This window comes from Coprobacillus cateniformis (assembly GCF_009767585.1).
In the GTDB taxonomy this organism is placed as follows: Bacteria; Bacillota_I; Bacilli_A; order Erysipelotrichales; family Coprobacillaceae; genus Coprobacillus; species Coprobacillus cateniformis.
In genome coordinates this window covers 3,017,964-3,043,534 of sequence record NZ_WSNW01000001.1, presented here as the reverse complement: position 1 = coordinate 3,043,534, position 25,571 = coordinate 3,017,964, and the positions used below count along the sequence as shown (strand labels likewise).

At 31.6% G+C, this 25,571-nt stretch carries 20 protein-coding genes, 6 tRNA genes, 1 riboswitch and 1 other annotated feature; of the genes, 12 read left to right on the top strand and 14 right to left on the bottom strand.

Features of this window, described 5'->3' with window-relative positions; genetic code table 11:
- Positions 1-65: 65 nt before the first annotated feature.
- The 9 genes from GQF29_RS15015 to GQF29_RS14975 all read right to left on the bottom strand — a co-directional run bounded on the left by GQF29_RS15015 (position 66) and on the right by GQF29_RS14975 (position 16,368).
- Entirely contained in the window at positions 66-1,808 is a 1,743-nt protein-coding gene (locus GQF29_RS15015; RefSeq protein WP_008790603.1) for a septation ring formation regulator EzrA, read from the bottom strand.
- Between the two features lie 114 nt (positions 1,809-1,922).
- Positions 1,923-2,528 carry a 30S ribosomal protein S4 gene (rpsD, locus tag GQF29_RS15010; protein ID WP_008790602.1) on the bottom strand — a complete coding sequence of 202 codons (606 nt, stop codon included), beginning with the start codon at positions 2,526-2,528 and terminating at the stop codon, positions 1,923-1,925.
- A gap of 556 nt (positions 2,529-3,084) precedes the next feature.
- Positions 3,085-4,497, bottom strand: a complete 1,413-nt coding sequence (locus tag GQF29_RS15005; protein ID WP_008790601.1) for a glycoside hydrolase family 1 protein — start codon at positions 4,495-4,497, stop codon at positions 3,085-3,087.
- Between the two features lie 72 nt (positions 4,498-4,569).
- Complete coding sequence (locus tag GQF29_RS15000; RefSeq protein ID WP_108912071.1) at positions 4,570-6,117, bottom strand: PTS transporter subunit EIIC; 1,548 nt, start codon at positions 6,115-6,117, stop codon at positions 4,570-4,572.
- A 9-nt stretch (positions 6,118-6,126) separates the two neighbouring features.
- Positions 6,127-8,004, bottom strand: a complete 1,878-nt coding sequence (locus GQF29_RS14995; protein ID WP_008790599.1) for a BglG family transcription antiterminator — start codon at positions 8,002-8,004, stop codon at positions 6,127-6,129.
- A 67-nt stretch (positions 8,005-8,071) separates the two neighbouring features.
- Complete coding sequence (locus tag GQF29_RS14990; RefSeq protein ID WP_008790598.1) at positions 8,072-9,400, bottom strand: PTS sugar transporter subunit IIC; 1,329 nt, start codon at positions 9,398-9,400, stop codon at positions 8,072-8,074.
- 646 nt (positions 9,401-10,046) lie between these two features.
- Complete coding sequence (leuS, locus tag GQF29_RS14985; protein ID WP_008790597.1) at positions 10,047-12,443, bottom strand: leucine--tRNA ligase; 2,397 nt, start codon at positions 12,441-12,443, stop codon at positions 10,047-10,049.
- Positions 12,444-12,477: 34 nt separating this feature from the next.
- Positions 12,478-12,687 (bottom strand) — a binding site (T-box leader).
- A gap of 43 nt (positions 12,688-12,730) precedes the next feature.
- Positions 12,731-14,584, bottom strand: coding sequence for an ATP-binding cassette domain-containing protein (locus GQF29_RS14980; RefSeq protein ID WP_008790596.1), 1,854 nt, complete (start codon positions 14,582-14,584; stop codon positions 12,731-12,733).
- Between the two features lie 2 nt (positions 14,585-14,586).
- Entirely contained in the window at positions 14,587-16,368 is a 1,782-nt protein-coding gene (locus GQF29_RS14975) for an ABC transporter ATP-binding protein/permease (RefSeq protein ID WP_236916446.1), read from the bottom strand.
- A gap of 40 nt (positions 16,369-16,408) precedes the next feature.
- Between GQF29_RS14975 and mnmL the strand changes: the two genes are divergently transcribed.
- Positions 16,409-17,401: a tRNA modification radical SAM protein MnmL/YtqA gene (gene mnmL / locus GQF29_RS14970; protein ID WP_008790594.1), complete on the top strand. Its 993-nt coding sequence runs from the start codon at positions 16,409-16,411 to the stop codon at positions 17,399-17,401.
- A gap of 13 nt (positions 17,402-17,414) precedes the next feature.
- On the opposite strand, the gene hpf is transcribed toward mnmL, so the two are convergent.
- The 5 genes from hpf to GQF29_RS14950 all read right to left on the bottom strand — a co-directional run bounded on the left by hpf (position 17,415) and on the right by GQF29_RS14950 (position 20,266).
- Positions 17,415-17,945, bottom strand: coding sequence for a ribosome hibernation-promoting factor, HPF/YfiA family (hpf, locus tag GQF29_RS14965; protein ID WP_008790593.1), 531 nt, complete (start codon positions 17,943-17,945; stop codon positions 17,415-17,417).
- A gap of 92 nt (positions 17,946-18,037) precedes the next feature.
- On the bottom strand, positions 18,038-19,180 hold the full coding sequence (metK, locus tag GQF29_RS14960; RefSeq protein WP_008790592.1) for a methionine adenosyltransferase: 1,143 nt from the start codon (positions 19,178-19,180) through the stop codon (positions 18,038-18,040).
- A 60-nt stretch (positions 19,181-19,240) separates the two neighbouring features.
- Positions 19,241-19,336, bottom strand: a riboswitch (SAM riboswitch).
- Positions 19,337-19,342: 6 nt separating this feature from the next.
- Complete coding sequence (locus tag GQF29_RS18915) at positions 19,343-19,468, bottom strand: hypothetical protein (protein WP_017143799.1); 126 nt, start codon at positions 19,466-19,468, stop codon at positions 19,343-19,345.
- Between the two features lie 160 nt (positions 19,469-19,628).
- Positions 19,629-20,042 carry a large-conductance mechanosensitive channel protein MscL gene (mscL, locus tag GQF29_RS14955; protein WP_054689258.1) on the bottom strand — a complete coding sequence of 138 codons (414 nt, stop codon included), beginning with the start codon at positions 20,040-20,042 and terminating at the stop codon, positions 19,629-19,631.
- Entirely contained in the window at positions 20,042-20,266 is a 225-nt protein-coding gene (locus GQF29_RS14950; RefSeq protein WP_054325398.1) for a NifU family protein, read from the bottom strand. The genes mscL and GQF29_RS14950 overlap by 1 nt, the downstream gene beginning before the upstream one ends.
- 125 nt (positions 20,267-20,391) lie before the next feature.
- Between GQF29_RS14950 and GQF29_RS14945 the strand changes: the two genes are divergently transcribed.
- The 11 genes from GQF29_RS14945 (at position 20,392) to GQF29_RS14895 (ending at position 25,493) form a co-directional block, all read left to right on the top strand.
- Positions 20,392-20,769 (top strand): CvfD/Ygs/GSP13 family RNA-binding post-transcriptional regulator, encoded by a 378-nt coding sequence (locus tag GQF29_RS14945; RefSeq protein WP_054325397.1) that lies wholly within the window; start codon positions 20,392-20,394, stop codon positions 20,767-20,769.
- The gene (locus GQF29_RS14940; RefSeq protein WP_054325396.1) at positions 20,766-22,046 is read left to right on the top strand and encodes a glucose-6-phosphate isomerase; all 1,281 of its coding nucleotides are present in this window, start codon (positions 20,766-20,768) and stop codon (positions 22,044-22,046) included. The genes GQF29_RS14945 and GQF29_RS14940 overlap by 4 nt, the downstream gene beginning before the upstream one ends.
- A gap of 90 nt (positions 22,047-22,136) precedes the next feature.
- Positions 22,137-22,212, top strand: a tRNA-Val gene (locus GQF29_RS14935).
- Between the two features lie 9 nt (positions 22,213-22,221).
- Positions 22,222-22,297, top strand: a tRNA-Thr gene (locus GQF29_RS14930).
- A 5-nt stretch (positions 22,298-22,302) separates the two neighbouring features.
- A tRNA-Tyr gene (locus GQF29_RS14925) sits at positions 22,303-22,386 on the top strand.
- A 6-nt stretch (positions 22,387-22,392) separates the two neighbouring features.
- Positions 22,393-22,468 (top strand) — tRNA-Gln (locus GQF29_RS14920).
- A gap of 10 nt (positions 22,469-22,478) precedes the next feature.
- Positions 22,479-22,554, top strand: a tRNA-Lys gene (locus GQF29_RS14915).
- Positions 22,555-22,563: 9 nt separating this feature from the next.
- Positions 22,564-22,637, top strand: a tRNA-Gly gene (locus GQF29_RS14910).
- A 114-nt stretch (positions 22,638-22,751) separates the two neighbouring features.
- Complete coding sequence (locus tag GQF29_RS14905; RefSeq protein ID WP_054325402.1) at positions 22,752-23,411, top strand: response regulator transcription factor; 660 nt, start codon at positions 22,752-22,754, stop codon at positions 23,409-23,411.
- Positions 23,408-24,838: a sensor histidine kinase gene (locus tag GQF29_RS14900; protein ID WP_054689264.1), complete on the top strand. Its 1,431-nt coding sequence runs from the start codon at positions 23,408-23,410 to the stop codon at positions 24,836-24,838. Before GQF29_RS14905 ends, GQF29_RS14900 begins: the two co-directional genes overlap by 4 nt.
- Positions 24,825-25,493 carry a hypothetical protein gene (locus GQF29_RS14895; protein WP_117599068.1) on the top strand — a complete coding sequence of 223 codons (669 nt, stop codon included), beginning with the start codon at positions 24,825-24,827 and terminating at the stop codon, positions 25,491-25,493. The genes GQF29_RS14900 and GQF29_RS14895 overlap by 14 nt, the downstream gene beginning before the upstream one ends.
- Positions 25,494-25,571 lie beyond the last annotated feature (78 nt).

Here is a 25,571-nt window from a genome sequence, read left to right as displayed (position 1 = left end):
TCCCTCCATATCTCAATATATGTATATATATCATGTTCAATTCTTTTTTTCCAGCAAAAAAGTCCTTAAACGGACTTTTCAGATGATTTTTTTATCAATTCTTCATAAGAACCAGGCTGAATCTTCTCAATAATATCAACAGCTGTTGATAAAGCTTTAGTATATTCACCATTTCTAAACAAAACTTCTGCCTTTGTTAATTCAGTATTGACTTCTAAGAAAGTTGAACGATAACGATTCCCAAAAACAATAGCTTCTTCAACCATTTCTGCAGTCACAATTAAGTTATGTACATTATCATACAATTTATAAATAACATCTCTCGCACCATCAACGCGTTTTGATAATTCAGATAATTCTACAGGTCTATTTTGGCGATAAGCTTGAATTTGTGCAGCCTTATCATAAGAATCCTGAATATAATCTTTGTAAGATTCATTAATCATAGGTAAATGCTTGTTTTTAATTTCAGATTTAATTTCCAATAAAACTATATTAATATTTTCAAGTTCATCAACTGCACGTTGTTCTTGTAAATAGAGATGATCTCTTAGTACAAAGAAATCATTTAAATAACTTTGATGAACAGCTGCATTATCTTTCATAGTTTCAACCTTAACTATCATTTGAGAATAAGAGAAATTTCCTTTAACCATTTCCGCTTCTAAATCATAAGACTCTCTTAAAAGAGCATCAAACTCTTGAAACTTTTCATCAATAACAATATCCAAATCATCTATAACATACAGACTTCTCATACGATTATAATCAATCATCACTTGTTTATATTGATCATAAATTTCCGTAATCAATGTATAACTTGCATCCCATTTTTCTTTAAATTCATCAAAAGAACGCTTTTCACCTTCTAAATCTTGAATTAATGAATCGATCGCATCAGATAAATTCTGTAAAACCTCACCAATATTATCTAATTCTAATTTTTTAATATGACCTATAGATTCTTCTAAAGTCGTTTGAATCATATTTAAACGATTATACGCATCTAATTGATTTAAAGAAAATTTTTCTTCAGTCATTATTTGAATTAATCCCTGAATATGAGCGACCTTCTTAGGCATATATTGGCGAACAACTGCAATGTAACTTGGCAAATCTTCTAAACGCTGATTCACCCAAATCACCTTTGCTTCAATATCTTTAGTAAATTCTTTGGCATCTTCAAATAACTGATTATTCATCATTCCTTCAAGTTTTACAAATGAATCATCAATTTCATTAAATATATCTAAAAGATTTGGAACAAACTCTTCAACTTTAAAACGTATAGATTCAAAATGATCAATTGTTTCCCGATACATTTCTTTTACACGAATAATTTCTATTCTTTGAACATTTTCAATTTCAGTAATCTTTTCAATTTTCTCTAATAATTCTTGAGAATCTTTTTCATAAACAATAAGCATTTCATCTAATTGTTTCATTTTCTTTGAAACTTTACGCAATTTACCATAAAAAAGCTGTTCATCTACTTCATTCACTAATATTCCAAGTTCATTTTTTTGATACTCACAAATTCTTTCAAACTCTTGAGCATATTGTTCATAAAGTTCTGAAACTTCTGGCATATTTTTTGAAATACTTTGTACTCTTCCTAAACGATACTGCAAAGGCAATGATTTCACAGCATTCATTTTATTTTCTACATCAACAATTAATTTTCTATATTTTCTTATACGCAATCCTCTATACACAAATAAGAAAACAATCAGAACGACAAGACCAATACCAGCGAAAATAAGATTTCTTGTTCCAATTTTTTCAATAATCTCCATAATCTTATCCATATTTCCAAAATCCTTTCTTTTACACTTTTATATTTTATCATAAATTCTTTCGAATTTCATCATTTTATGCTAAGAAAGGATAGAAAAAATGGACACATCGTGCCCATTTCATGATTAACCAAGTCTGTTATAGTATTCAACGATTAATGATTCGTTAATTTCTTGATTTAATTCAGATCTTTCAGGTAATCTAATGAATTTACCTTCCATTTTATCAGCATCAACTTCAACAAATCCAGGTACATGGTTTTGAGAAGCTAAACTTGTTTTAATGATTTCTAAAGATTTAGATTTTTCTTTAACTGCAACAACATCTCCAACTTTAACTTGACAAGATGCAATATCTGTTTTTACACCATTTAATAAAATATGACCATGGTTTACCAATTGTCTTGCTTGTCTTCTTGTTGTTGCAAAACCTAATCTGTAAACAACATTGTCTAATCTTGTTTCAAGTAAACAGAAGAAGTTATAACCAGTAATTCCATCCATTTTACTTGCTCTAAAGAAAGTATTACGGAATTGTTTTTCATTCACTCCATACATATGTCTTACTTTTTGCTTTTCAGCTAATTGTAAACCATATTCTGTAGGTTTCTTTCTTTTTTGTCCATGTTGCCCTGGAGCATATGGTCTTTTTGATAATTCTTTTCCAGTTTCTAATGTAGAAAATCCTAAACGTCTAGATTTTTTCCATTGTGGTCCTGTATAACGTGCCATTGTATTTCCTCCTATTGTTTTATTTTGCTAAAACAATAACATGCATAGATCCGTGAGGTTGTGTCTGTACTAAGTATTTCTCTTTGCAGCCAGATACTCTACATCCATATGTTACAAACGCAATTTCTTACACTCTATGTGCTGCTATCATTTATTGCACTAGGTATTTATATCATAAAACATGCTTTAAGTCAATATAATTCAGAAATTTCCTAGGTTTTCTGTGTATTCAATGAAGAGTCCTCTATCTTTTAATTCATTTCATTGCTTTTTTTAATTTTTCGATATACCTTTTCACTATTCTCACATCAAGGTGATTCTATTATTTGTGAAAATACAACATCAGCATACTATTGATTTTTGATCTTTTTACATAATTTTAAAATATATATATCATACAAAAGACTTCTCATTCGTTCTAACATCCTTTCTATTATGGCTTGATAAACTTCACATACAAACAATAATATAACTAACCTATATTGACAATTCCAATAGTTTCTAGACCTATAAATTTAATCTATTTCTGGATAAATTGATAATGGAATTTTTATTCCTATATTTCTTCTCCGTTGCTTGCTATAACCTTTTGATACCATTCAAAAGATTCTTTTTTATATCTTTTGCAACTTCCCTGTCCTTCATTATCTATGTCCACATATATAAAACCATAACGTTTTTTCATTTCTCCTGTTGAACAGCTAACCAAATCAATACATCCCCATGGAAGATAACCCATGAGTTCAACACCGTCTTGAATCGCTTCTTTCATCTGTTCAATATGCTTTCGTATATAATCAATACGATATGTATCATGTACTGTTTCATTTTCTAAAATGTCTATAGCTCCTAATCCATTTTCAACAATAAACAATGGTTTTTGATATCTGTCATATAATTGATTTAAGTAAATTCGTAACCCTTTACTGTCTATTTGCCAGCCCCACTCACTTGTCTGCAGGTATGGATTAGAAACACCTATTGACATATTTCCTATTTTCTTTAACTGTGAAGTATCACTCATCACGACACTGCTCATATAATAACTCAAAGCTAAATAATCCGATGTATTATTTTTAATGATATCTAAATCACCCTCTTTCATTTCTAATTGAACATTTAATTCTTCAAACATTCTTGTTGTATATGCTGGATATACTCCTCTCATCATAACATCAGAAAAAAACAATGATTGTCTTGATTGCTTTAAATTTGCAAAAACATCATCTGGATTGCATGAATATGGATAACTGAGTTGCCCTGCTAACATCATGCCAATTTTTGCATCTGGTATGATTTCATGACATGCTTTTACCGCTAAAGCACTTGCTACAAACTGATGATGTGCTGCCTGATAAATCCTTTGAAATCTTGAAGGATCATCAAAGGATTCATGAAATCCTCCACCTAATGCTGGCATAATAGCTAAGGTATTTATTTCATTAAAATTCATCCAATATTTCACTTTATCTTTATAACGTTCAAAAATCGTCCTGGCATACTTTTCATACAAAGCAATCAACTTTCTATTTTTCCATCCTCCATACTCTCTCGCTAAATAAAGCGGTGTTTCGTAATGAGTAATTGTGATAATGGGTTCAATATTATACTTTAACATTTCATCAAACAAGTCATCATAAAACTGCAATCCAGCTTCATTTGGTTTTTCTTCAATCCCCTTTGGATAAATACGTGTCCATGCAATAGATGTACGCAATGCTTTAAATCCCATTTCAGCAAACAGTTTGATATCTTCTTTAAAGCAATGATAAAAGTCTATTGCTTTATGACTAGGATAATATTTGTTTTGATTGATATATTCTCCATAATGTTCAAACCTTTCTTCATTAACCAGTAAAGTATCAGCTGTAGATGGTTCTTTACCATCTTCGTTATATGCCCCTTCAACCTGATGTGCAGCAATCGCTCCACCCCATAAAAAATGAGAATCAAAAATAGATTCTTTCATACTTATAATCACTCTCCTTTTTCGAGACAATTATATCGTATAAAAAAATCTATGACCTTATCATTTATTTCCTCATTTTTTATTTTTATTGAACATGATGTGATTATTGTTTTTCTCATAATTGATAAAAAACGGATAGTACAAACACATGTCTACAATTAATATTCCTATACATAATAGCAATCCTAACCAACTATTATTAGTCAACATTGCCCCCACTCCAAATGGCATATAAGTACTTATTTCAGCTCCAGTAGGAAAAGGAACTATTGGAATCAACTTCATAAAAATAATACATATCAATAAATTTATAAGGGGTATGCTTGTAAATGGTATAAACATAAAAGGATTAAACACTATTGGAAACCCATATATCAACGGCTCATTAATATTAAATAATGAAGTCATTAATGCAAGTTTACCTAAAGTTTTTGTAGATGTATGTTTAGATTTTATAATCATTAATACATTTAAAGCTAAAGTCGCACCTACTCCACCCATAAATACCCAAGGCATTAAAAACCAATAAGGGTATGGAGCGGGTAAGTTTGAAGCAAAAGCAGTAATATTTGCATAATATATTGTTGTATGCAAAGGAAGTATGAGTGTATAGATAAGTTGCGGTCCATGTATACCTATAAAATATAACAATGATGATAAAAATATAAAGACTGCAAATCCCCATACTCCCTCTGAAATAGGCTTTAAAAGCATTGAGATAAATTGATTAAAATATACAAATATATTTTGATACGATGTTAACATAAAAATATATCTTATACATAAATAGATTGTTAATACAACAACACATGAAACAGCCATCTTCATCAAGTCATCTTTTAAAAATTTCAACCTCAAAATATAATCATAAATCTTTGAAAATATCAAAGAAGATATCATAGCTACAAATATACCAGAAGAATTCATATATTGTAAATCAATCATTGCCGTATAAATACTAGTCAAACTTCCCTGACGAGCAACATCAATAGGTATCAGCAGTAAATAACAAGCCATACTTAAAAGTCCAGCAAACAGTTTATCTTTGTTGTCAATTCGATATTGATATGCGACAACAAAACTAAAAATCAACCCTATAGAATTAGACAATACAACAATCGGTATTTCAAAAAAGGATTTCAATCCTGATGAATCAAGGAAATTCTGATAAGCCTCTAAAGGCAAAGACAAAATAAGCGAAAATAAAGCCTGGACAATCATCAAAGCCCCCAAGGCAACAGAAGAATTAACCAATACTTTGACAAATCTATGCCTAGAAATATCTCTCATAACATGAACAAACCCAGTAAAATACTGTTTTTCCTCACTTGTTTTCATGGGACTTTCTATGAACTGAAACAATAATTGACAATCCATACTTGCATAAATACTTTCAGGAATTATTTTGATGCATGAACACATATTATTAAGTGATTTTATTTGTTCTTGTGATGGCTTTGTTTGAGGTGCAAACAAGATTATGTCATACTCTCTTGCATATTCATCAACAAATGTATCACTTATTGAAGAAAAGTGATATGTCAACTGATTCAACTGAACATATTGATTCAATTTCCTGATAAAAATCTTACTTGTAATCCCTCCACTACAACAAATCAAAATTTTTTTTCATAAAATATGAATCAACTCCTCATAAGAAGATATCTTATCCAATTCTTGAAGCCATTGATTATTCATAATCAAATCAATAATATTTTCATTAATAAATTCACATTCTTCTTTAGAGTTTTTATTCCCAGAAACAAGAAATATATATTTAACATAATTATTTTTCCACAAAATACTTTTCTTTAATGTCATAATCATGACAATTGATTGCTCTGTGCATAATGAAGAAGGATGTGGCATTGCAACTAAGTTTCCAACTTCTGTAGAAGATAAGTCCTCTCTTTCCTCTATGAATTTTTGAAAAGAAAAAGGCAATGAATAAATATTCTCAATTTTATGACACATATCATTCAAGATATCTTCTTTTGTTTGAAATGTTTGCTGTAATAAAACAAGATCTTTCTTAATAAATGATTGCAAATTTCTCATATGTTGACTTTCCTGTAGTTCAATATCATCAAAAATATTTTCCATATATATAATAGGCTTATCTAACTTTAAATTTAATTTTACTGTACTTATTATATAATCAATATGACTTAAATTTACTGATCGTATTGATTGAGCATCATAAACCTGAATATGTGAGTCATCAATATCAAACTTCTTCATCAATCGTTTCTTTAATATTGATGATGTTCCCATACCTGAAGAACAGATAATAACAATGTTTTTCATCTTTGTTTGTTCTTGCAATCTTTCAATTGCCATACTGTAATGCAAAGCGAGATACCCTAATTCACCTTCAGCAATAGGTTTATGGTATTCATCTTGAATAACTTGTGAAGCAATAACTGCACATTCATATGCATCAGCCATTTTCAGTTTAATATCCTTTATAATAGGATTAGGCATATTCAGACCATATTGTATTCTGACTACTAAAGGCATCATATGTAATGCTAATAATGTAAACAATTCAAAATCTCCATCAAAATGATATCCCAGCTTCATTAAAATCTGTTGATTGATTTTTTGTATCATCTGTTCCATTTCATGAGATATTTGTGCAGTTTCTCCATCCATTTGTGTTAATTTCTTTCCATAAAGATGTATTATTACATATTCTACTTCTTCTTTTGGAAAAGTGATAGAGAAATAACTTTGAAGTTCTTCGACAATATCATTAGCTAATAAATATTCAATACCTACATTATCAACTTGAATAGGATAAGTCGTAATCAATTGTTTCTCTTCAATTCTTTTTATTGCAACTATAAGATGAATAATGAGATTTTGAAAACCAGTATCTGTTAACTTATAATTATATTTTTTGAGATGTTTTAAAACAACTTGCCTGATACATTGACAATTTTGTAAATCTATATGATATTCTTCCATAAAACGTTCTAAAGAACTTTCTCTTTTTTGAATACAATTATGAACCAAACAAATTCTTTTATCTATTTCATTTCCCTCTAACTTTAAACCATAAGAGGGCTTTGAAATAACTGTTAGATGATATAAAGCAAATCTCTTTCTCACTTCTTTAAATAATCTATTCATGGTCGAACGACTGATCCACAATTCATCACATAAATCATCTAATTTTATATAGCCTTCTTCTAAAATAAACCGTTGAATAATATAAGTCATTTTATCTTCTGTCTCGCTTGGTATAATACTTCTATTCTCATCTAAAAGAGTTTTCCAATTATTTCGATATTCGTCTTCAATAGAAATGCTATAACCACTTTTAAAATGTGATTTTATTTCTATTCCAATCAATTTTAAATGACTTTTATTCTGATGAATTGTTTCTCTTACAGTACGACTGCTTATACCTATAATATTTGCAATCTCCTGACTGGTAACCGGCCTGCCATAAGACACTAAAAGTTCAACTATTTTTATTATTCTTTCATCTAGTGACATCATTTGCTTTCCTCCATCTTTTCCCCATTATACATGATTTTATATGCAACAAAAAGAGGATTTTCTCCTCTTATTCATTCACGACTTCCTGTTCACTTAATTGTATTTCATTTTTTAAATTTATTGAATCTTGACGTTTAAAGAATGGATAATAAATAATCAAGTCTATTGCAACTAAAGCAATTGCCCAAACAACACCTGTCCATGAACCATTATTGAGTGACTGATAAAAACCAAAAGGCATAAATGTATTGATAGCGGCGCCTGTTGGAGCTGCAACTAATCCAATTCTTGTGACCAATGATGATAAGAACAAATTGACCATAGGACAGGCAATAAATGGTATGGCCAAATTAATATTCATAATAACTGGCGATCCAAACATGATAGGTTCGTTTATATTGAATAGTGATGTTGCGATTGTTAATTTCCCTAAAGTTTTAAATTGTGATGACTTTGCTCTGGTTAACATCAACAGATTTAATGCCAATGTTGACCCCACTCCTCCAATAAGTGTATAACATAAGAAATTCCACTCTGGATATGGACAAGCCGTTCCTGCTGCAAATGCAGATAGATTAGCCATTGCCATAGCATTATAAATAGGAGCCATAGCTGCATAAGTAACCATTGTCCCATGAACGCCAAACAACCATAAAATATGACCTATTAATGTATAAATAACAAATCCCCAGAATCCTCCATCAACATTCGTTAGTGGCTGTTGTAATAATGTATAGATTAAATTTTGAGCAGTCCCATATGTAGTATAAGATAGTGCTATTCTTATTAACATAAATATAATAAAGACCAAACCCGCCGGAATCATTGTTTCAAACATATTAGACACATTTGGTGGAACTGATGCTGGCATTTTAATCTTGATATTTTTATCTAAACACCAAACATAGATTCTTGCTCCAGCAATTCCTGCAATCATGGCTAAAAACAATCCAGTTGCTCCAAATGATGAAACTGGTAAAACATTATTTACAATACCTGAAACTTCTGCCCCAACTGCATCCGTTAATACTGCTGCTGTTTCAAATGGAGTCAGTAATAATAACGCTCCTAAACTAATCATCGCTCCTGAAAAAGGATTTTTACCAAATGACTTTGCAGTAAAATACCCCAAAGCGATAACCAAATATAACGAAATCAAATCACTCGTAATCATAACAGGAAAGTTTAAAATATCTACCAAGCCTGTACTTGTTAAAAAATTTGTATACCAATCCCCTAATGGTAAAGAACGAATTAACATGAAGATTGATCCTCCAATTGTTAATGCACTTACACCCATAAAACCATCCATAATAATCTTTACATATCTTGCATTTGTAAACTTATCAATATTAGGTACAATTTTTTCTTCAAAATAATTTTTGAGTTTACTCATTTTTCTTCCTCCCTTTCTTTATCTCAATCATACCAGCATATTAATTTAAGTTAAATTTCATTATTTTCCATAATTTCTATATGAATTTGACATTTTTTAATAACGACTCTTTATAGTTACTTAATATAAGAGTAACCAATTATACAAAGCTTTTATGAAGTTAAATTCATAAAACTCATTTCCTATTTTTTTATTATTCTTATCTTTTAATCTCTTCGCTAATAGTCTTTATCAAATCCATCACTCATTTCCTGCAAGCAAATCACTAAAATAGTTCTTACTCAAGAATCCCCAAACTTTTGAATATAAGCCAACTAAGAAACATTTTTTTACTAACATCTTATTTTAGCATAACATTAACTACATTAGTTTCAATTTTTAAAATTATACTGAAATAAAAATTTTTCACTTTATTAAAACAGTTACTATACCATTTTTGCATTAATTTAAGCATTACTGACAACCAAATTATAAAGAGTGAATGCCAAAAATGAGCCTATAACTTCATGGTTCATGTAACTGTAATATTTGCATTGTACCTCTAGTGATGCAACATAAGTATAAGATAATGAATATTGCTATCAACTTTTAAATAGATAAAAAAGAATAAAAAGATGTCAACATTTCTGTTAACACCTTTATTTCATTATTTAACAACGACATTGACAATCTTATTCTTAACAACAATCACTTTAACAATATTTTTTCCATCAGTATGTGTTTTCACATTGTCTTGAGATAAAGCTGTTACTTTTACAACTTCATCATCTTCATCTTTAGCCACTGTAATTTTAGAACGTAATTTTCCATTGACTTGTACTGCCATTTCAACAGTTGCTTGTTCTAACATAGCTTCATCATACGTTGGCCAAGATTCATAAGCAATTGTTCCTTCATGTCCCAATAATGTCCACATTTCTTCACAAATATGTGGTGCAATACAATTTAACATTTTAACCAAGCTTTCAGCATAAGGACGATAAAGTGTTGGCGCTTTATATGCTTCATTGACAAAAATCATCATTTGGGAAATCGCTGTATTAAACCCAAGTGTCTCATAATCATTTGTAACCTTCTTGACTGTTTGATGATAAACAAAATCCAATGAATGATCATTATTATCCGTTAACTTACCTGATTCAATAATTAGGCGATAAACACGATCCAACCATTTTCTTGCTCCATCAACACCACTTTCACTCCATGGTTTACTTGCTTCTAGTGGCCCCATAAACATTTCATAAACACGCAATGTATCTGCACCATATGTATTCACAATATCATCAGGATTTATCACATTTCCTTTAGATTTACTCATTTTTTCACCATTACCACCCAAAATCATACCTTGATGATATAATTTCTGAAAAGGCTCTGGATGTGATAAATATCCTTTATCATACAAATAACGGTTCCACATACGAGAGTATAATAAATGACCTACTGCATGTTCTGGTCCACCAACATATAAATCAACAGGTAACCAGTGGTCAAGCAACTTTCTATCAGCAATTTCTTTATCATTATGTGGGTCGATATATCGCATATAGTACCAACTGCTTCCAGCACTTCCTGGCATTGTACTTGTCTCACGTTTTCCTTTTTGACCATTCACATCTATATTGACCCAATCTGTCGCTTTATCGAGTGGTGAAGCACCAGATTTAGAAGGTGAATAATCTTCAAGTGGAGGTAAAATCAAAGGCAACTGGTCATCTGATAATGCCACTGATGTCCCATCTTCAAAATTAATAATTGGAATAGGTTCTCCCCAATATCTCTGACGAGCAAAAATCCATTCTCTTAAACGATAATTAATTTTTTGCTGACCACAATGATGTTCTTTTAGCCATTGTGTCATCTTTGCAATGGCATCTTCTTTATTCATACCATTTAAGAAATCAGAATTAATATGTAATCCATCTTGTGTCCATGCTTCTTTTGAAACATCTCCACCCTCAAGCACTGGAATAATATCTATACCAAATTTCTTTGCAAATTCGTAATCACGCTCATCATGCGCTGGAACAGCCATGATTGCACCAGTTCCATAACCAGCCAAAACATAATCCGAAATCCAAATCGGAATCTCTTTTTGATTCACTGGATTGATTGCATAAGCTCCAGTGAAAACCCCAGTTTTATCCTTATTTAATTCTGTACGCTCCATTTCTGATTTTGTTGAACATGCCTGGACATAATCTTCAACAGCACTTTTTTGAGAAGCCGTTGTTATTTTAGCAACCAATTCATGTTCTGGTGCCAATACACAGTAAGTTGCTCCAAATAAAGTATCGCAACGTGTTGTAAAAACGGTAAATTTTTCATCATGTCCAGCAACCATAAAATCAACATGTGCTCCAATTGATTTACCAATCCAATTTCGTTGAATTTCTTTTGTTGATTCAGGCCAATCAATTGTCTCTAAGCCATCCAATAATTTCTCAGCATATTTTGGAATATCAATAACCCATTGCTTCATATTCTTTCTTACAACAGGGTACCCACCACGTTCACTTTTTCCATCAATAATTTCATCATTAGCCAAAACAGTTCCTAATTCTTCACACCAGTTCACAGGAATATCAACATTTCTAGCCAATCCATCATTATAGAGTTGTTTAAAAATCCATTGTGTCCATTTATAATAATCAGGATCACATGTTGAAACACACTTCTCCCAATCAAAAGAAAAGCCTAGCATTTTTAATTGTTTTGTAAATGTTGCAATGTTTTCTAAAGTAAACCCTTCTGGATGATTTCCAGTTTTAATAGCATACTGTTCAGCAGGTAAGCCAAATGAATCAAATCCCATTGGATGTAAAACATTATATCCCTGCATTCTTTTCATACGTGACATAATATCAGTTGCAGTATATCCTTCTGGATGACCAACATGTAAACCTTGACCAGATGGATAAGGAAACATATCTAAAGCATAATATTTTGGCTTAGAAAAATCCCAGACATCTGTATAAAATGTTTTGTTGTCATCCCAATACTTTTGCCACTTCTTTTCTATTTGTTTGTGATCAAACGGCATAATTCATCCTCCTTAAAATATAAAAAGTCCTCCATCTAAGGACGACTTTATCGCGTTACCACCTTAGTTCATATATATTTTCATATACATGCCCTTAACACCTTAACGCAGTGATACGGTAAAAACTACTCCATTCATCTTTACATCTCCAAGGCGAGTTCATTGCGGTTTTTCACTTGCTTCCACCTTACACAAGCTCTCTGCAGAAACCCATACAACTACTATTCCTTTTCATTGATTTTACATATTCAACATTATAACATATGATTTTTGAATTTCAACTCTTTTTAATCTTTTAAAGCAGCAATTGTATTCAATCTAAAAACATAAAGCAATGGTGGTAACTGACTTATGAAAACAAGAAGAAAAGAAGCACTATACACAAACAACAATAATTCATAATCAAAAGACAAAGTCAAATGATTATTCAATAAAAGCTCTTGACTCATGACATTAACAAGTGATAACAACTGATAATATAATCCAGTACATATCATTTGAGCACTTAAAACAATTTCCAAGGATTCAAATAATACAATCTTTAATAAATGCCAACGCCTCGCACCAAAACAAATCAGAATCGCAAAATCCTTTTTCTTTTGGATAACATTTAAAAACATCACTTCTCCAATTAAAAAAAGTGATGACAATATAGCCAGACCAGAAAATATCATCAAAACAACTCTCACCTGCTGCATAGATTGTGAAATATTTTGAGTTGTTGTCGCTCCAACTTCTAAAAACTTATAATCCGGATACTGCTTTTTCAATTCTTTAATAATTTCACTACGCTGATAATCTTTATGAATATAAATCATCCCTAAATCACTTTGTATATCCTTTTCATCAAATTGATAAACATCTTTTAAAAGATGAATATAGGCATTTTCTCTTTGATAAAGAGTATCTAGTGCTGTCGTCTGATTGGTAATTCCAACAACCTGATAAGCAATTGATTTCACTTCATTTTGATATTGATACCAAGCATAAACTTTCTTATTAAGCAATGTTGATAAACTTTCATCCTTACACAAATGTTGAGCAGTAGAAAGAGAAACAATGATTTCATGGTCCTCTTGAGGATATTGCCCCATATCAAGTTGTATGTCCTGATAAGGCGAAGCATCATCACCAATAAAAAGAACCTGTGAATCCTGATACCTTTCACCAACAAAACCGATTCCTAAAAATTCATACTCCTGAAGATACAGTTGTGTCCTTGTAATAGAGGGTTGAGACTGTAATTCATTCACAAAATCAAGTGTCAATGATTGATGATTATGTGCTTGAAAACTAATACATGAAGAAGGAATTAAAGAATATATATAATTTTGTATCTGAGTTTCCAATCCTCTACTCATTGTGAGTGTCATAATAATACATAGAAAAGATATCGTTAATCCAAATATTAATTGTAAAGAGCGCCCTTTGTGAGATTTTAATGACATCCATGATAATCGTAAAAGTGGAAAAATTTTTTTATGACGTGAGACTATCTTATTTTGAGTCAACGGTGTATGGCGGAAACATTGATGACTTTCAATCTTTCCATCACACATTGTATAAATCTCATCACTATACCTTTCAACCAACTTTAAATCATGCGAAACAACAATGACCAATCTACGTTTTGACTCTTCCTTTAACAGGTTCATGACTTCATCTGCATGAACTGGATCAAGTGATCCCGTTGGCTCATCACATAATAAAATATCACTTGGCTGATAACATGCACGCAAATAAGCAATTCTTTGCCTCTGACCCAAAGAGAGGGATGACATCTTTAAATTCTGAAAATCATCAATATCTAAATTTTCTTCTCCACCACCCCTTTGGAAAAATTGTGACATCGTTATATTTTGATGAACAGAAAGCCACATAATCAAATGAAATTGCTGAAAAATAAAACCAATATGCTTTTGAGAATAATGCGATAAATGTTTTTTGACACTTCTTTCTTGCCATTTGATATCTCCCTGAAAATCTTGATCTATTCCTCCAATGATATGTAGCAATGTACTCTTCCCACATCCTGATGGACCAACAATCGCTATCATTCCTGTCTTAGGCAAATCAAGCGAAATATCATCAAGCACTTTTTGATAATGATAACGTTTGGTTATATGAACAATTTGCAGCATATCTATTCCTCCCTCAAAACATCAATCATATCAGTTGTTATCATCTTTTTCATAGGTACTAATATTCCTAATATACACATGAAAAAATAAGCTAAAAAAATAATTCCATACAAATCCCATTGACAAAATATGATTTTATGTAACTTCAGTTCAAAATGAATATATTGTGATATGTGGTAAACCTGGTTGATATAGTAATAAACAAGCAAAGACAACAAACATCCACCAATTGAAATCACCCCACCTACACATATCGCTTCCCCTATAGATAGAAACAATAACTGGTGTTTCTTTAATCCAAGTGATAACAAATAAGCAACATCATGTTGACGTTCTACATAGATTGTTGATTCAACAATCATAATTAATAATAATGATATGACAAAACTAATACCAATAAAAACATATGCAATCATTCGAGCAAGACTTAATAAAGCCTGATAATTTTCAACTCTTTCTAAAACATCACTATAAACAAAATAAGATTGATTAAACTTATTATAAAGATAACGATTTTTACCACTTTGAGCTTCAACCAATAAAGCATATTCATTTTTTAACATATCAATTTTTTCCTTTACCTTAGGTGAACAATACAATTCATCTTGACTAAAAAAAGAGTCTTCTAATACTCCAACAATATGAATATCTTGTTGAAAACTTTGATATTCCCAATGAAGATTCCTATTACCAGATAGATTATGAAATAAACTTTCGCTCACAACAATCTCATGATCATCCTTGGGTAATCTTCCACTCTTTAAAAGAATATGAGATGTTTGATGAGGAAGAAAAGAAATGAGACAATTCACTTCTTTTTGCTGAGAAGAAATATTTAACCGTTCTAAATGATAATCATATGTGACCTCCTTTGTACCTTGATGACTTACCAACTCTTTAAAAACTTCTCCAGATTTATTCTCAATCGTCATCATATTGACACACACTGATCCTTTCTCACTTTCTTCAATCGCATCAAATACTCCATTCATAGCTGTCACAATAATAAAAAAGGCCACAATAACAATCCATTGAAATAAAAAAAGAAACAAAAGCTTGTTTCTTTGATATATAAATTGACGAATTGGATAAAACCATAGCGAATACAAACGATGTTTTTTCTCCTTACATAAAGTTGCCTTATTTTTAATAACTTTTCGATTTAATTTCCCTTTCTTGAGAGTCAGAACACAATCACAATAATCTTTAAGTAAAACTGGATCATGGGAAACAATAATGACCAAAGCGTCTTGTGATATTGTTTGTAAAAGTTTCATCACTTCTTGAGCTTGTGAAGCATGCAATGCTCCTGTTGGCTCATCACATAGGATAATTGATGAATCTTTTAACAGTGCTTTTGCAATAGAAACTCTTTTAAGCTGCCCACCAGAAAGTTGTGATGGATATTGATTCATGAAGTCTTGAATACCTAATTGAGTGACAATTTTTTTCAACTGTTGAGAAGAATATGACAGTTCACTCACTTGACACGATAAAATAATATTTTCTTTAACTGTCAAAGAAGGAACATAATCTTTATTTTGCATCATATAAGAAACATGTTGACGAATAAAATCTTCACGATTATCGATGATTTGATGATCATATAATATCTCACCTTCAAAATTCCCATCTAACATACCTATAATATATAATAACGTACTCTTCCCACACCCACTTGATCCCTGAATACCAATCAGTCCAGTATCTGGCAACTTTATTGAGATGTCGTCTAAAATGAGATGATCATGAAAACTTTTCGAAATATGTTTTAATTCTAACATCATATCCTCCTTTGTGTTATAATCACATTTGGTGATTATAATGAATACTTTTCCTTACTCATTTGATAACAAGCGTTATCATACATATAACTATTTTTTAAAAAATAAATACAAACAAAAAATTGCAAAAGTGTCCTTAAACGCAGGTTTTACCTGTCCAAACAGAGATGGAACTCGTGGCTTTGGTGGGTGTATTTTTTGTTCTGACAGTGGCTCTGGTGATTTTGCTGGTAATGTTCACGATTCTTTACAGAAACAATTTGAAAATGTCTCTGCTATGATGCGTCGTAAATGGCCTGACTGTCAATTTATTGCTTATTTTCAAGCCAACAGCAACACCTATGCACCTGTTAAACAGCTTAAAGCAACATTTGAGCCCTTTCTTCAACAAAAAGACGTTGTTGGTTTGGCCATTGCTACACGTCCTGACTGCTTAAATGAAGATGTCTGTGATTATCTTTATGAGTTATCTCAAAAATGTGATCTTTACATTGAACTGGGTTTACAGACAATTCATAATCAGACAGGACAATTTATTCATCGTGGGCACGACTATCAAACTTTTTTAGATGGGCTGTCTCGTTTGCGTAACCGAAAAATTGATGTTTGTGTCCATATTATCAATGGGCTTCCTTATGAAACCAGAAAAATGATGTTAGAAACTGCCAAAGCAGTAGGACAATTAGATATTCAAGGTATCAAAATTCATAATCTCTTTATCCTCAAAAACACAATTCTTCATCATATATATGAAAGCAAACCATTCCCCCTCCTCTCAAGAGATGAATATATATCCTTAGTTGTAGAACAGCTTGCTTATATTCCTGAACATATTGTTGTGGAACGATTAACTGGCGACGCACCTATACAAGACTTGGTGGAACCACTTTGGTCAATAAAAAAAGTAACAATATTAAATGATATTGATAAACTCATGAAAGAAAAGAATATATTTCAAGGGAGCTATCTCACTAAAGAAAACATTAAAAATGCTGATATTCCCCTTTGTTGCATAAGAAAAGACCCTGAATGAGGGTCTTTATTGTTTATTCTGTTTCAATCAATCCGTATCCACCATCATGGCGTTTATAAGCAACACTAATTAAATTTGTTTCAGTGTCTCTATAAACAAAAAATGAATGTCCAATTAATTCCATTTGCATAATAGCTTCTTCCATATCCATAGGTTTTGGACTAATTGTTTTTGTTTTTACAACAATATCTTCTTCCTGATCTTCTAAAGGTACAATAGAAGCAATGTTGAATGCGAGTTTATTATCTTTAGATTTTCTGCTCAATCTTGTTTTGTACTTTCTAATTTGTCCTTCTAATTTGTCAATAACTAAATCAATGGCATTGTAAAGATCTTGATCAACAACTTCAGCTCTTAATAATACATATTCAGTTGGAATTGTGACTTCGATTTTTTGACCTAAAGGATAAGTTCTAATTAAGACTTTTGCTTCAACATTGTCACTCATGATAAAATATTTATCTAACATGTTTAACTTTTTGTTGATTTTAGATTCAATTCCTTCAGTCAATTCAATGTTTTTTCCTCTTACAATGATTTTCATAAATATTCCTCCTTTGATACTTATATTATACATTAATTTTGGGTAAATTACACTCCTATTATGTAAAAAAGTCAAAAAGCTCCGACTGGAGCTTATAAATATTTTTTTAAATCTTCAACTTTATCTAAATTCTCCCAAGGTAAGTTTAAATCACCTCTTCCAAAGTGTCCATAAACAGCCGTATGAGAATAAATCGGCCTTAGCAATTGAAGTGTTTCAATAATCCCTTGTGGTGTTAAATTAAATTCAGATTGAATCGCTTTCAAAATACAATCTTTGGAAATCTTTTCAGTTCCATATGTTTCAACAAATACACTGGTTGGTTCTTGAACACCAATAGCATAAGACAATTGAATTTCAACCTTATCACATAATCCAGCAGCAACAATATTTTTAGCCATATATCTTGCCATATACGCTGCACTTCTATCTACTTTAGATGGATCCTTTCCAGAAAATGCTCCACCACCATGACGAGCAGAACCTCCATATGTATCAACAATAATCTTTCTTCCTGTTAATCCAGTATCTCCATGAGGACCACCAATGACAAAGCGTCCTGTAGGATTGATATAAACTTTATAATCGGTGTTCATATCATATTTTTTGACTACTTCTTTCATAATCACATTTTGAATATAATCTTTAAACTCCACTTCATTAAAATCATCATCATGTTGAATAGACATCAAGATTGTATCAATACGAGGTTGCATTGGATCAGTGTAATCAACAGTTACCTGAGATTTCATATCAGGACGAGCCCATTTGAATTCACCAGCATGTCTTTTTTCTGTTGCATAACGAACCAAATGGTGAGCAATAGAAACAGGCAAAGGCATATATCCTTCTGTTTCATTACAAGCAAACCCAAACATGATGCCCTGGTCTCCTGCACCACCAACTTCAACATTTGTTCCTAAAGCAATATCACTTGATTGACTATCCATCACAACTTCAACACGACAATTATCACAATCAATTCCTAAATCAGCACTTGTATAACCAATTTTTCTTAAAACCCCTCTTGCAATCTCTTCATAATTGACTTTAGCATTGGTAGTAATTTCTCCACCAATAACTAATAAATCAGTTGTTGTGAAGCATTCACAAGCAACCCTTGAATAAGGGTCTTCCTTTAAACATGCATCCAAAATTGCATCACTAATCTGATCGCAAACTTTGTCTGGATGCCCTTCTGAAACCGATTCAGATGTAAACAGTATTTTTTCCATTCTTTTCTTTCCTCCCACATTCAATAAAAAAAGCTTTCAAGAGGAAAGCTTTAAGGCTTCCTCTTATTGTTCAAGTAAACTTGCTAGGTCAGGCACCTTCTTTATTAAGGGTTGCCACCACTTCGTCGATCCTCATCTCGTGGTTCTGAATAAGAGCTTCTATTATTGATAAAATTTTGTTAATTCATCATGATCCAAGGATGTCATAGCTTCTATAAGTTCCATATCCAATCCTAAATCATATAGTATTGCAGCTATTTTTAACTGCTCCTGTTTTCTTGTATTCATAACATCACCTCTTATAGTTTATCCCTAAAAAGGAGACATTATTCTACAAATCAAGACTTTTTACATTATATGCGAACACTCTCTATAAATCAAGAGATATTTTCACACAATAAGATTATAACACATATTTTTGACAATTTTTCTCAAATTTGTCTCAATTTTATTTTTCTTTTAACAAATCCCTAATTTCAATAAGTAATTCCTCAGTCGTTGGTCCTTTTTCTTCCCTCATATCTTCTTTCTCTTCCTTTTGTCGCAATGAAGATATCTTCACTATAAACTTTAACATCAAAAAAATAACAAGGGCAATAATTAAAAAATCAATAACATTCTGCAGAAAACTTCCATACATTAAAGAAATTCCCTGACTTCCATCAACGGGTTCCTTCAAAACAATAGAAAGTCCAGAAAAATCAGTTGCACCAGTCATCAGAGTCACAATCGGCATAATGATATCATTGACAAGTGACGAGACAATTTTACCAAAAGCACTCCCAATAATGACACCAACTGCCATATCAATTACATTTCCCTTAACTGCAAACTCTTTAAATTCACTTATCAATTTTTTCATTAAATCGCTTGTACCTCTAGAACACCAGGGACTTCTTCAATTAAGATTTGTTCAACACCATCTTTAAGAGTTGCATCAAGCATTGTACATCCAGCACAGGCTCCATGCATCTGGACATAAACAATTCCGTCTTCAAACTTTATAAATTCAATATCTCCACCATCTCTTTGTAAATATGGTCTCAATTTATGGATAACTTTTTTAATTTCTTCTTCTTGATTCATGGATACTCCTCCTTCACGTCTACATATTATACCATAAATTTCAAAATATAAAAGTCACATGACTATCTTTTGACTTTATTGTAAAAGTGAATTGTGATATAATCACCTTGATTGGAGGGCTAGAAATGGAACATCGCGTTAAAGTCGGTGACATTATTGATGTAACCATTACTGGAATTCAACCTTATGGTGCTTTTGCATCTTTACCTGATCATTCATCAGGCTTGATTCATATTTCAGAAATTTCTGATAAGTTTGTCAGAAGTGTAGAAAGCTTTGTCCATGTTGGGGAAAGCATTCGTGTAAAAGTTATTGATATTGATGAAGTTACTCATCAAGCCAAACTATCTTTAAAAGCAATGCATTCAGCCAAAAGAAAGTACAAAAGAGCTTATAAGAGTCAAAGAGAAAAGATACAAGAAACACCTTTAGGATTTAGTCCATTAAAAGAGAAATTGCCTGAATGGATAACCATAGGCATAACACAGGAGGAAGAATTATGATTAAAGTTGATTTATCAAAAGCAAAATTAGCTGAAAATATGGATACATATAAAGAACAAGTTGCTTCTATTCATGATATGATCCATAACAAAACTGGTAAAGGTAATGATTTTTTAGGTTGGGTTGATTTACCTGTTAATTATGACAAAGCCGAAGCTGAAGCAATCAAAGCCAAAGCAGCAGAACTTAGAAAAGAAGTAGATGTTTTATTAGTTTGTGGAATTGGTGGATCTTATTTAGGAGCAAGAGCTGCTATTGAAGCAATAAACGGATTATTTCCTACAAATGATGTTCAAATTATTTATGTTGGAAATACATTTTCTTCTAACTATTTAGCTCAAGTTAAAGAATATGTAAAAGATAAAGAATTTGCGATTAATGTTATATCTAAATCAGGAACAACAACAGAAACATCTATTGCATTTAGAATCTTTAAAGATTTATTAGAAACAACAAAAGGAAAAGATGTTGCACAAAGAAGAATTGTTGCAACAACTGATAAAGAAAAAGGTGCATTAAAAACACTAGCTAACAATGAAGGATATACAACATTCGTTGTGCCTGATGATGTGGGAGGACGCTATTCTGTCCTAACTGCAGTTGGTTTATTCCCTATCGCAATGGCGGGAATTGATATTGATGCCATGATGAAAGGTGCTGCTGATGCAAGAGAAAAATACAATACTCCTAATTTATCAGCAAATGATGCTTATCAATACGCAGTCGCAAGACAAGTTTTATCAAAACAGGGATACCCTGCCGAAATGTTTGTCACTTATGAATTACAATTGGCTATGGTTGCTGAATGGTGGAAACAATTATTTGGAGAATCAGAAGGTAAAGAAGGTAAAGGAATTTTACCAACAAGTGCAACTTTCTCAACTGATTTACATTCACTTGGTCAGTTCATTCAAGAAGGAACAAAAGTTTTATATGAAACAATCTTTAAGATTGAAAAACCAGTTGCAGATTTAGAAATTCCTAGCGATGCAGGAAATTTAGATAACTTAAATTACTTAGCTGGAAAAACAGTTGATTATGTCAATAAAAAAGCTTGTGAAGGAACTATTGATGCTCATGTCAATACTGGAAATGTTCCAAATATTCAAATTACTTTAGATGAATTAACTCCATATTCATTTGGTTATATGGTTTATTTCTTTGAAAAAGCATGTGCAATGTCAGTTTATTTATTAGATGTTAATCCATTTAATCAACCTGGTGTTGAAGTCTATAAGAAGAACATGTTTCAATTATTAGGAAAGCCTGGTGCTTAAGAAGTGGGAAACCACTTCTTTTATTTTTGTGAATTTTGTCTTGACTTGAAAATATGTCCTATGGTATTATTAGTAAGCACTAAGAAAAACGGAGGTTTAGCTCAGTTGGGAGAGCATCTGCCTTACAAGCAGAGGGTCAGCGGTTCGAGCCCGTTAACCTCCACCATTTTAATACGCCGGCTTAGCTCAATTGGTAGAGCAACTGACTTGTAATCAGTAGGTTGAGGGTTCAAGTCCTTTAGCCGGCACCAGTGATGGGGAGGTAGCGAAGTGGCTAAACGCGGCTGACTGTAACTCAGTTCCTTTCGGTTCGGTGGTTCGAATCCGCCCCTCCCCACCATCTTATTGGGATATAGCCAAGCGGTAAGGCAACAGACTTTGACTCTGTCATCTCCCTGGTTCGAATCCAGGTATCCCAGCCAATTTATATTTGACCCGCTAGCTCAGTCGGTAGAGCATCTGACTTTTAATCAGAGGGTCAGGCGTTCGAGTCGCCTGCGGGTCACCATTCTTATATGCGGGTGTAGTTCAATGGTAGAACTTCAGCCTTCCAAGCTGACTACGTGGGTTCGATTCCCATCACCCGCTCCAATTATCCATAGCACATTTACTTTTATGTAAGTGTGTTTTTTTATTTCAGATTGTCAGGAGAGATGCAGTTATGATGCAACTTTGATGTATAATAGAGACAGAGGAGAACAATTTATGAATAAAATATTAGTCGTTGAAGATGAAAAAACAATTTCAGAACTCATAAGAATTAATCTGGTTGATAGTGGCTATGAGTGCCAATGTGTATATGATGGCAAACAGGCAGCTGACCTAATTGAAAACAAAAATTTTGATTTAATCCTACTCGATATTATGTTACCAATTATAGATGGCTATGAACTCATTGAATATATTAAACCATTTCATATTCCTGTCATTTTTTTAACAGCAAAAGCAGATGTCAAAGAGCGTGTCAAAGGATTAAAACTTGGTGCTGAAGATTATATTATCAAACCCTTTGAAATCACAGAACTCTTAGCACGTGTAGAAGCAGTCCTGAGAAGATTTCATAAAACATCTCAATTCTTAAGTGTTTACGATGTTACAGTTGATACATTATCGAGAATTGTTAAAAAGAATAATCAAATTATCAATCTCACTGTGAAAGAATACGATCTTCTTATTCTTTTTATTCAAAACAAAAATATAGCCCTTTTTAGAGACCGTATTTATGAAAGCGTTTGGGGAGAATGTTATATGGGAGATAGTCGAACAGTTGATTTACACGTTCAAAGAATGCGTAAAAAATTAGGACTTGAAGACAAAATTGTACCAGTTTATAAAATTGGTTATCGTTTGGAGGGAGAATCATGAAATTCTTTTGGAAGCTCTATCTAAGTATTATGTTGATAACCATTACTTTCTTTAGTATTGGAGGATATTTTCTTATTCAATCAAGTTTTCACAATTCGTTAGAACGCGAAATTGAAAGTGTTTATAAAGAGAATGATATTTATATTTCTTCATTACAAAGAGAATTCAACATTCCTATTGATGATCAAGAAGATTCTACCCTCGTTATCAAGCTTCTTCAAAATTCTATCGGAACACTAACAATACAGACCCTAAGTGGTAATCTTTCATTTTGCTTAAGAGATACACAAGGACAGATTATTTATCAAAATGGTGGTTTCAGTGATAAGAATAATTTTATAGATAAAGTTGAAGATAATCAGAGAGCCTATAAAATATTTAATGAAAAAAATCAATATACTCTTCATACTTTACGTCCTTTTCACTTTGCCAATGTTAATATATACATTCAAAATTCACGTAATATCTCTTCTCTTTTTCAAACACGCAATGATCAATATCAAATCTTCATTACTTATACAATTCTGTTATCTTGTATAAGTGCTATTGTTATTTTCATGATTACCAGATGGCTTATGAAACCACTCCATAAACTTTCTCTTGCGACCAAAGAAATTGCAAATGGAGATTTTATTGAAGATATTCCTGTGTCTAGTGAAGATGAAATTGGACAATTTACAAAAGACTTTAACACAATGTCTGCACGTTTAAAAACATCTATTGCATCTTTGCAGGATTCTGTAGAACGTCAGGAAATCTTCGTGAGTAATTTTGCACACGAGCTCAAAACACCTCTTACATCAATGATTGGCTATGGTGACATGATTCGCTCTAAAACATTGACTGATGAACAAGTCGTGACTTATGCTCATGCTATTGTTCAAGAAGGAAAGCGGTTAGAATCGATGTCAATGAAACTTATGGATTTAATTGTTTTAAAGAAACAAGATTTCATAATGCATCATATATCAGCCCATGTATTCTTTGAAATGGTGAAAGAAACATTTACACCAATTATCAATCAAGAAAACATTAATTTCACTATGGATATTGAAGAAAGTGATTTGTGGATTGAACCTGATTTGATGCAAACTGTTTTTTTCAATCTTTTAGACAATGCTCGCAAAGCAATAACAACAGATGGACAAATCTCTATTATTGGAAGAAATACACTTCAGGATTATGAAGTCAAAATTATCGATAATGGATGTGGTATTGATTCGCAAAACCTCAATAAAGTCAAAGAAGCGTTTTATATGGTGGATAAATCTCGCTCTCGCAATGCTGGAAGTGCTGGATTAGGATTAGCTATTACTGATCAAATTCTTCAACTTCATCATGCTACAATGACAATTGACAGCACTCTTTATATAGGAACAACAATAACTGTTCATTTAAAGAAAGGTGAAAACAATGAAAAAATATAAACATGTCTTTTATTTTTTAACTCCTATTTGTTTGCTTATTCTTATCCCACTTATTCCTTTCGCACTTTCAAAATGGGATGATGAAAGACTTTTATCTTCAATAAATATTGAAGAAGTTAACGATAAATCGCAACAAGCCTTTCAAACAAGCCAATTAAACACTTCAGAGAAAATCGGACTTTTATCTTCTTTTTATGGAGAAAATGAACAAAATATTATCCTTGTCAGTCAAAAAGAAACAAAACTCAACACTCATATACATGACATCAAATCTCATGTTCAAGTTGAACTTAACAAATTACAAAAACTCAATATTTTCCCAGTTATTGATTTTGAAAATGACTATAACTCATACAGTTATATAACAAGAGTATACAGTCAACCAACGAACCCTGAAAAATCTGTTGTTGTTGATATTATCACTTATTCAAGTAAAGATGGTTTTATAGAAATTTGGATAGATGCTCAAACCCAAACAATCTATCAGTATTTATTTTATTCAGATCAATTTTTTACAGTCCCAAGTCAAGAAAGCCATTCTGTATTTGGACATCAATATTTACATATATCTGAAGAAGATATACAAAGATATTATTATATGATTTCCAATGAAAAGAACCTTTGTATAGGTATAAATAATTTAAAAAACAATTAATGATGCAGATATGATGCCAAAAGTTTGTAACTCTGATGTTTCTCTTTTGTAAACTTTTATAAACAAAAAAAGATCAAG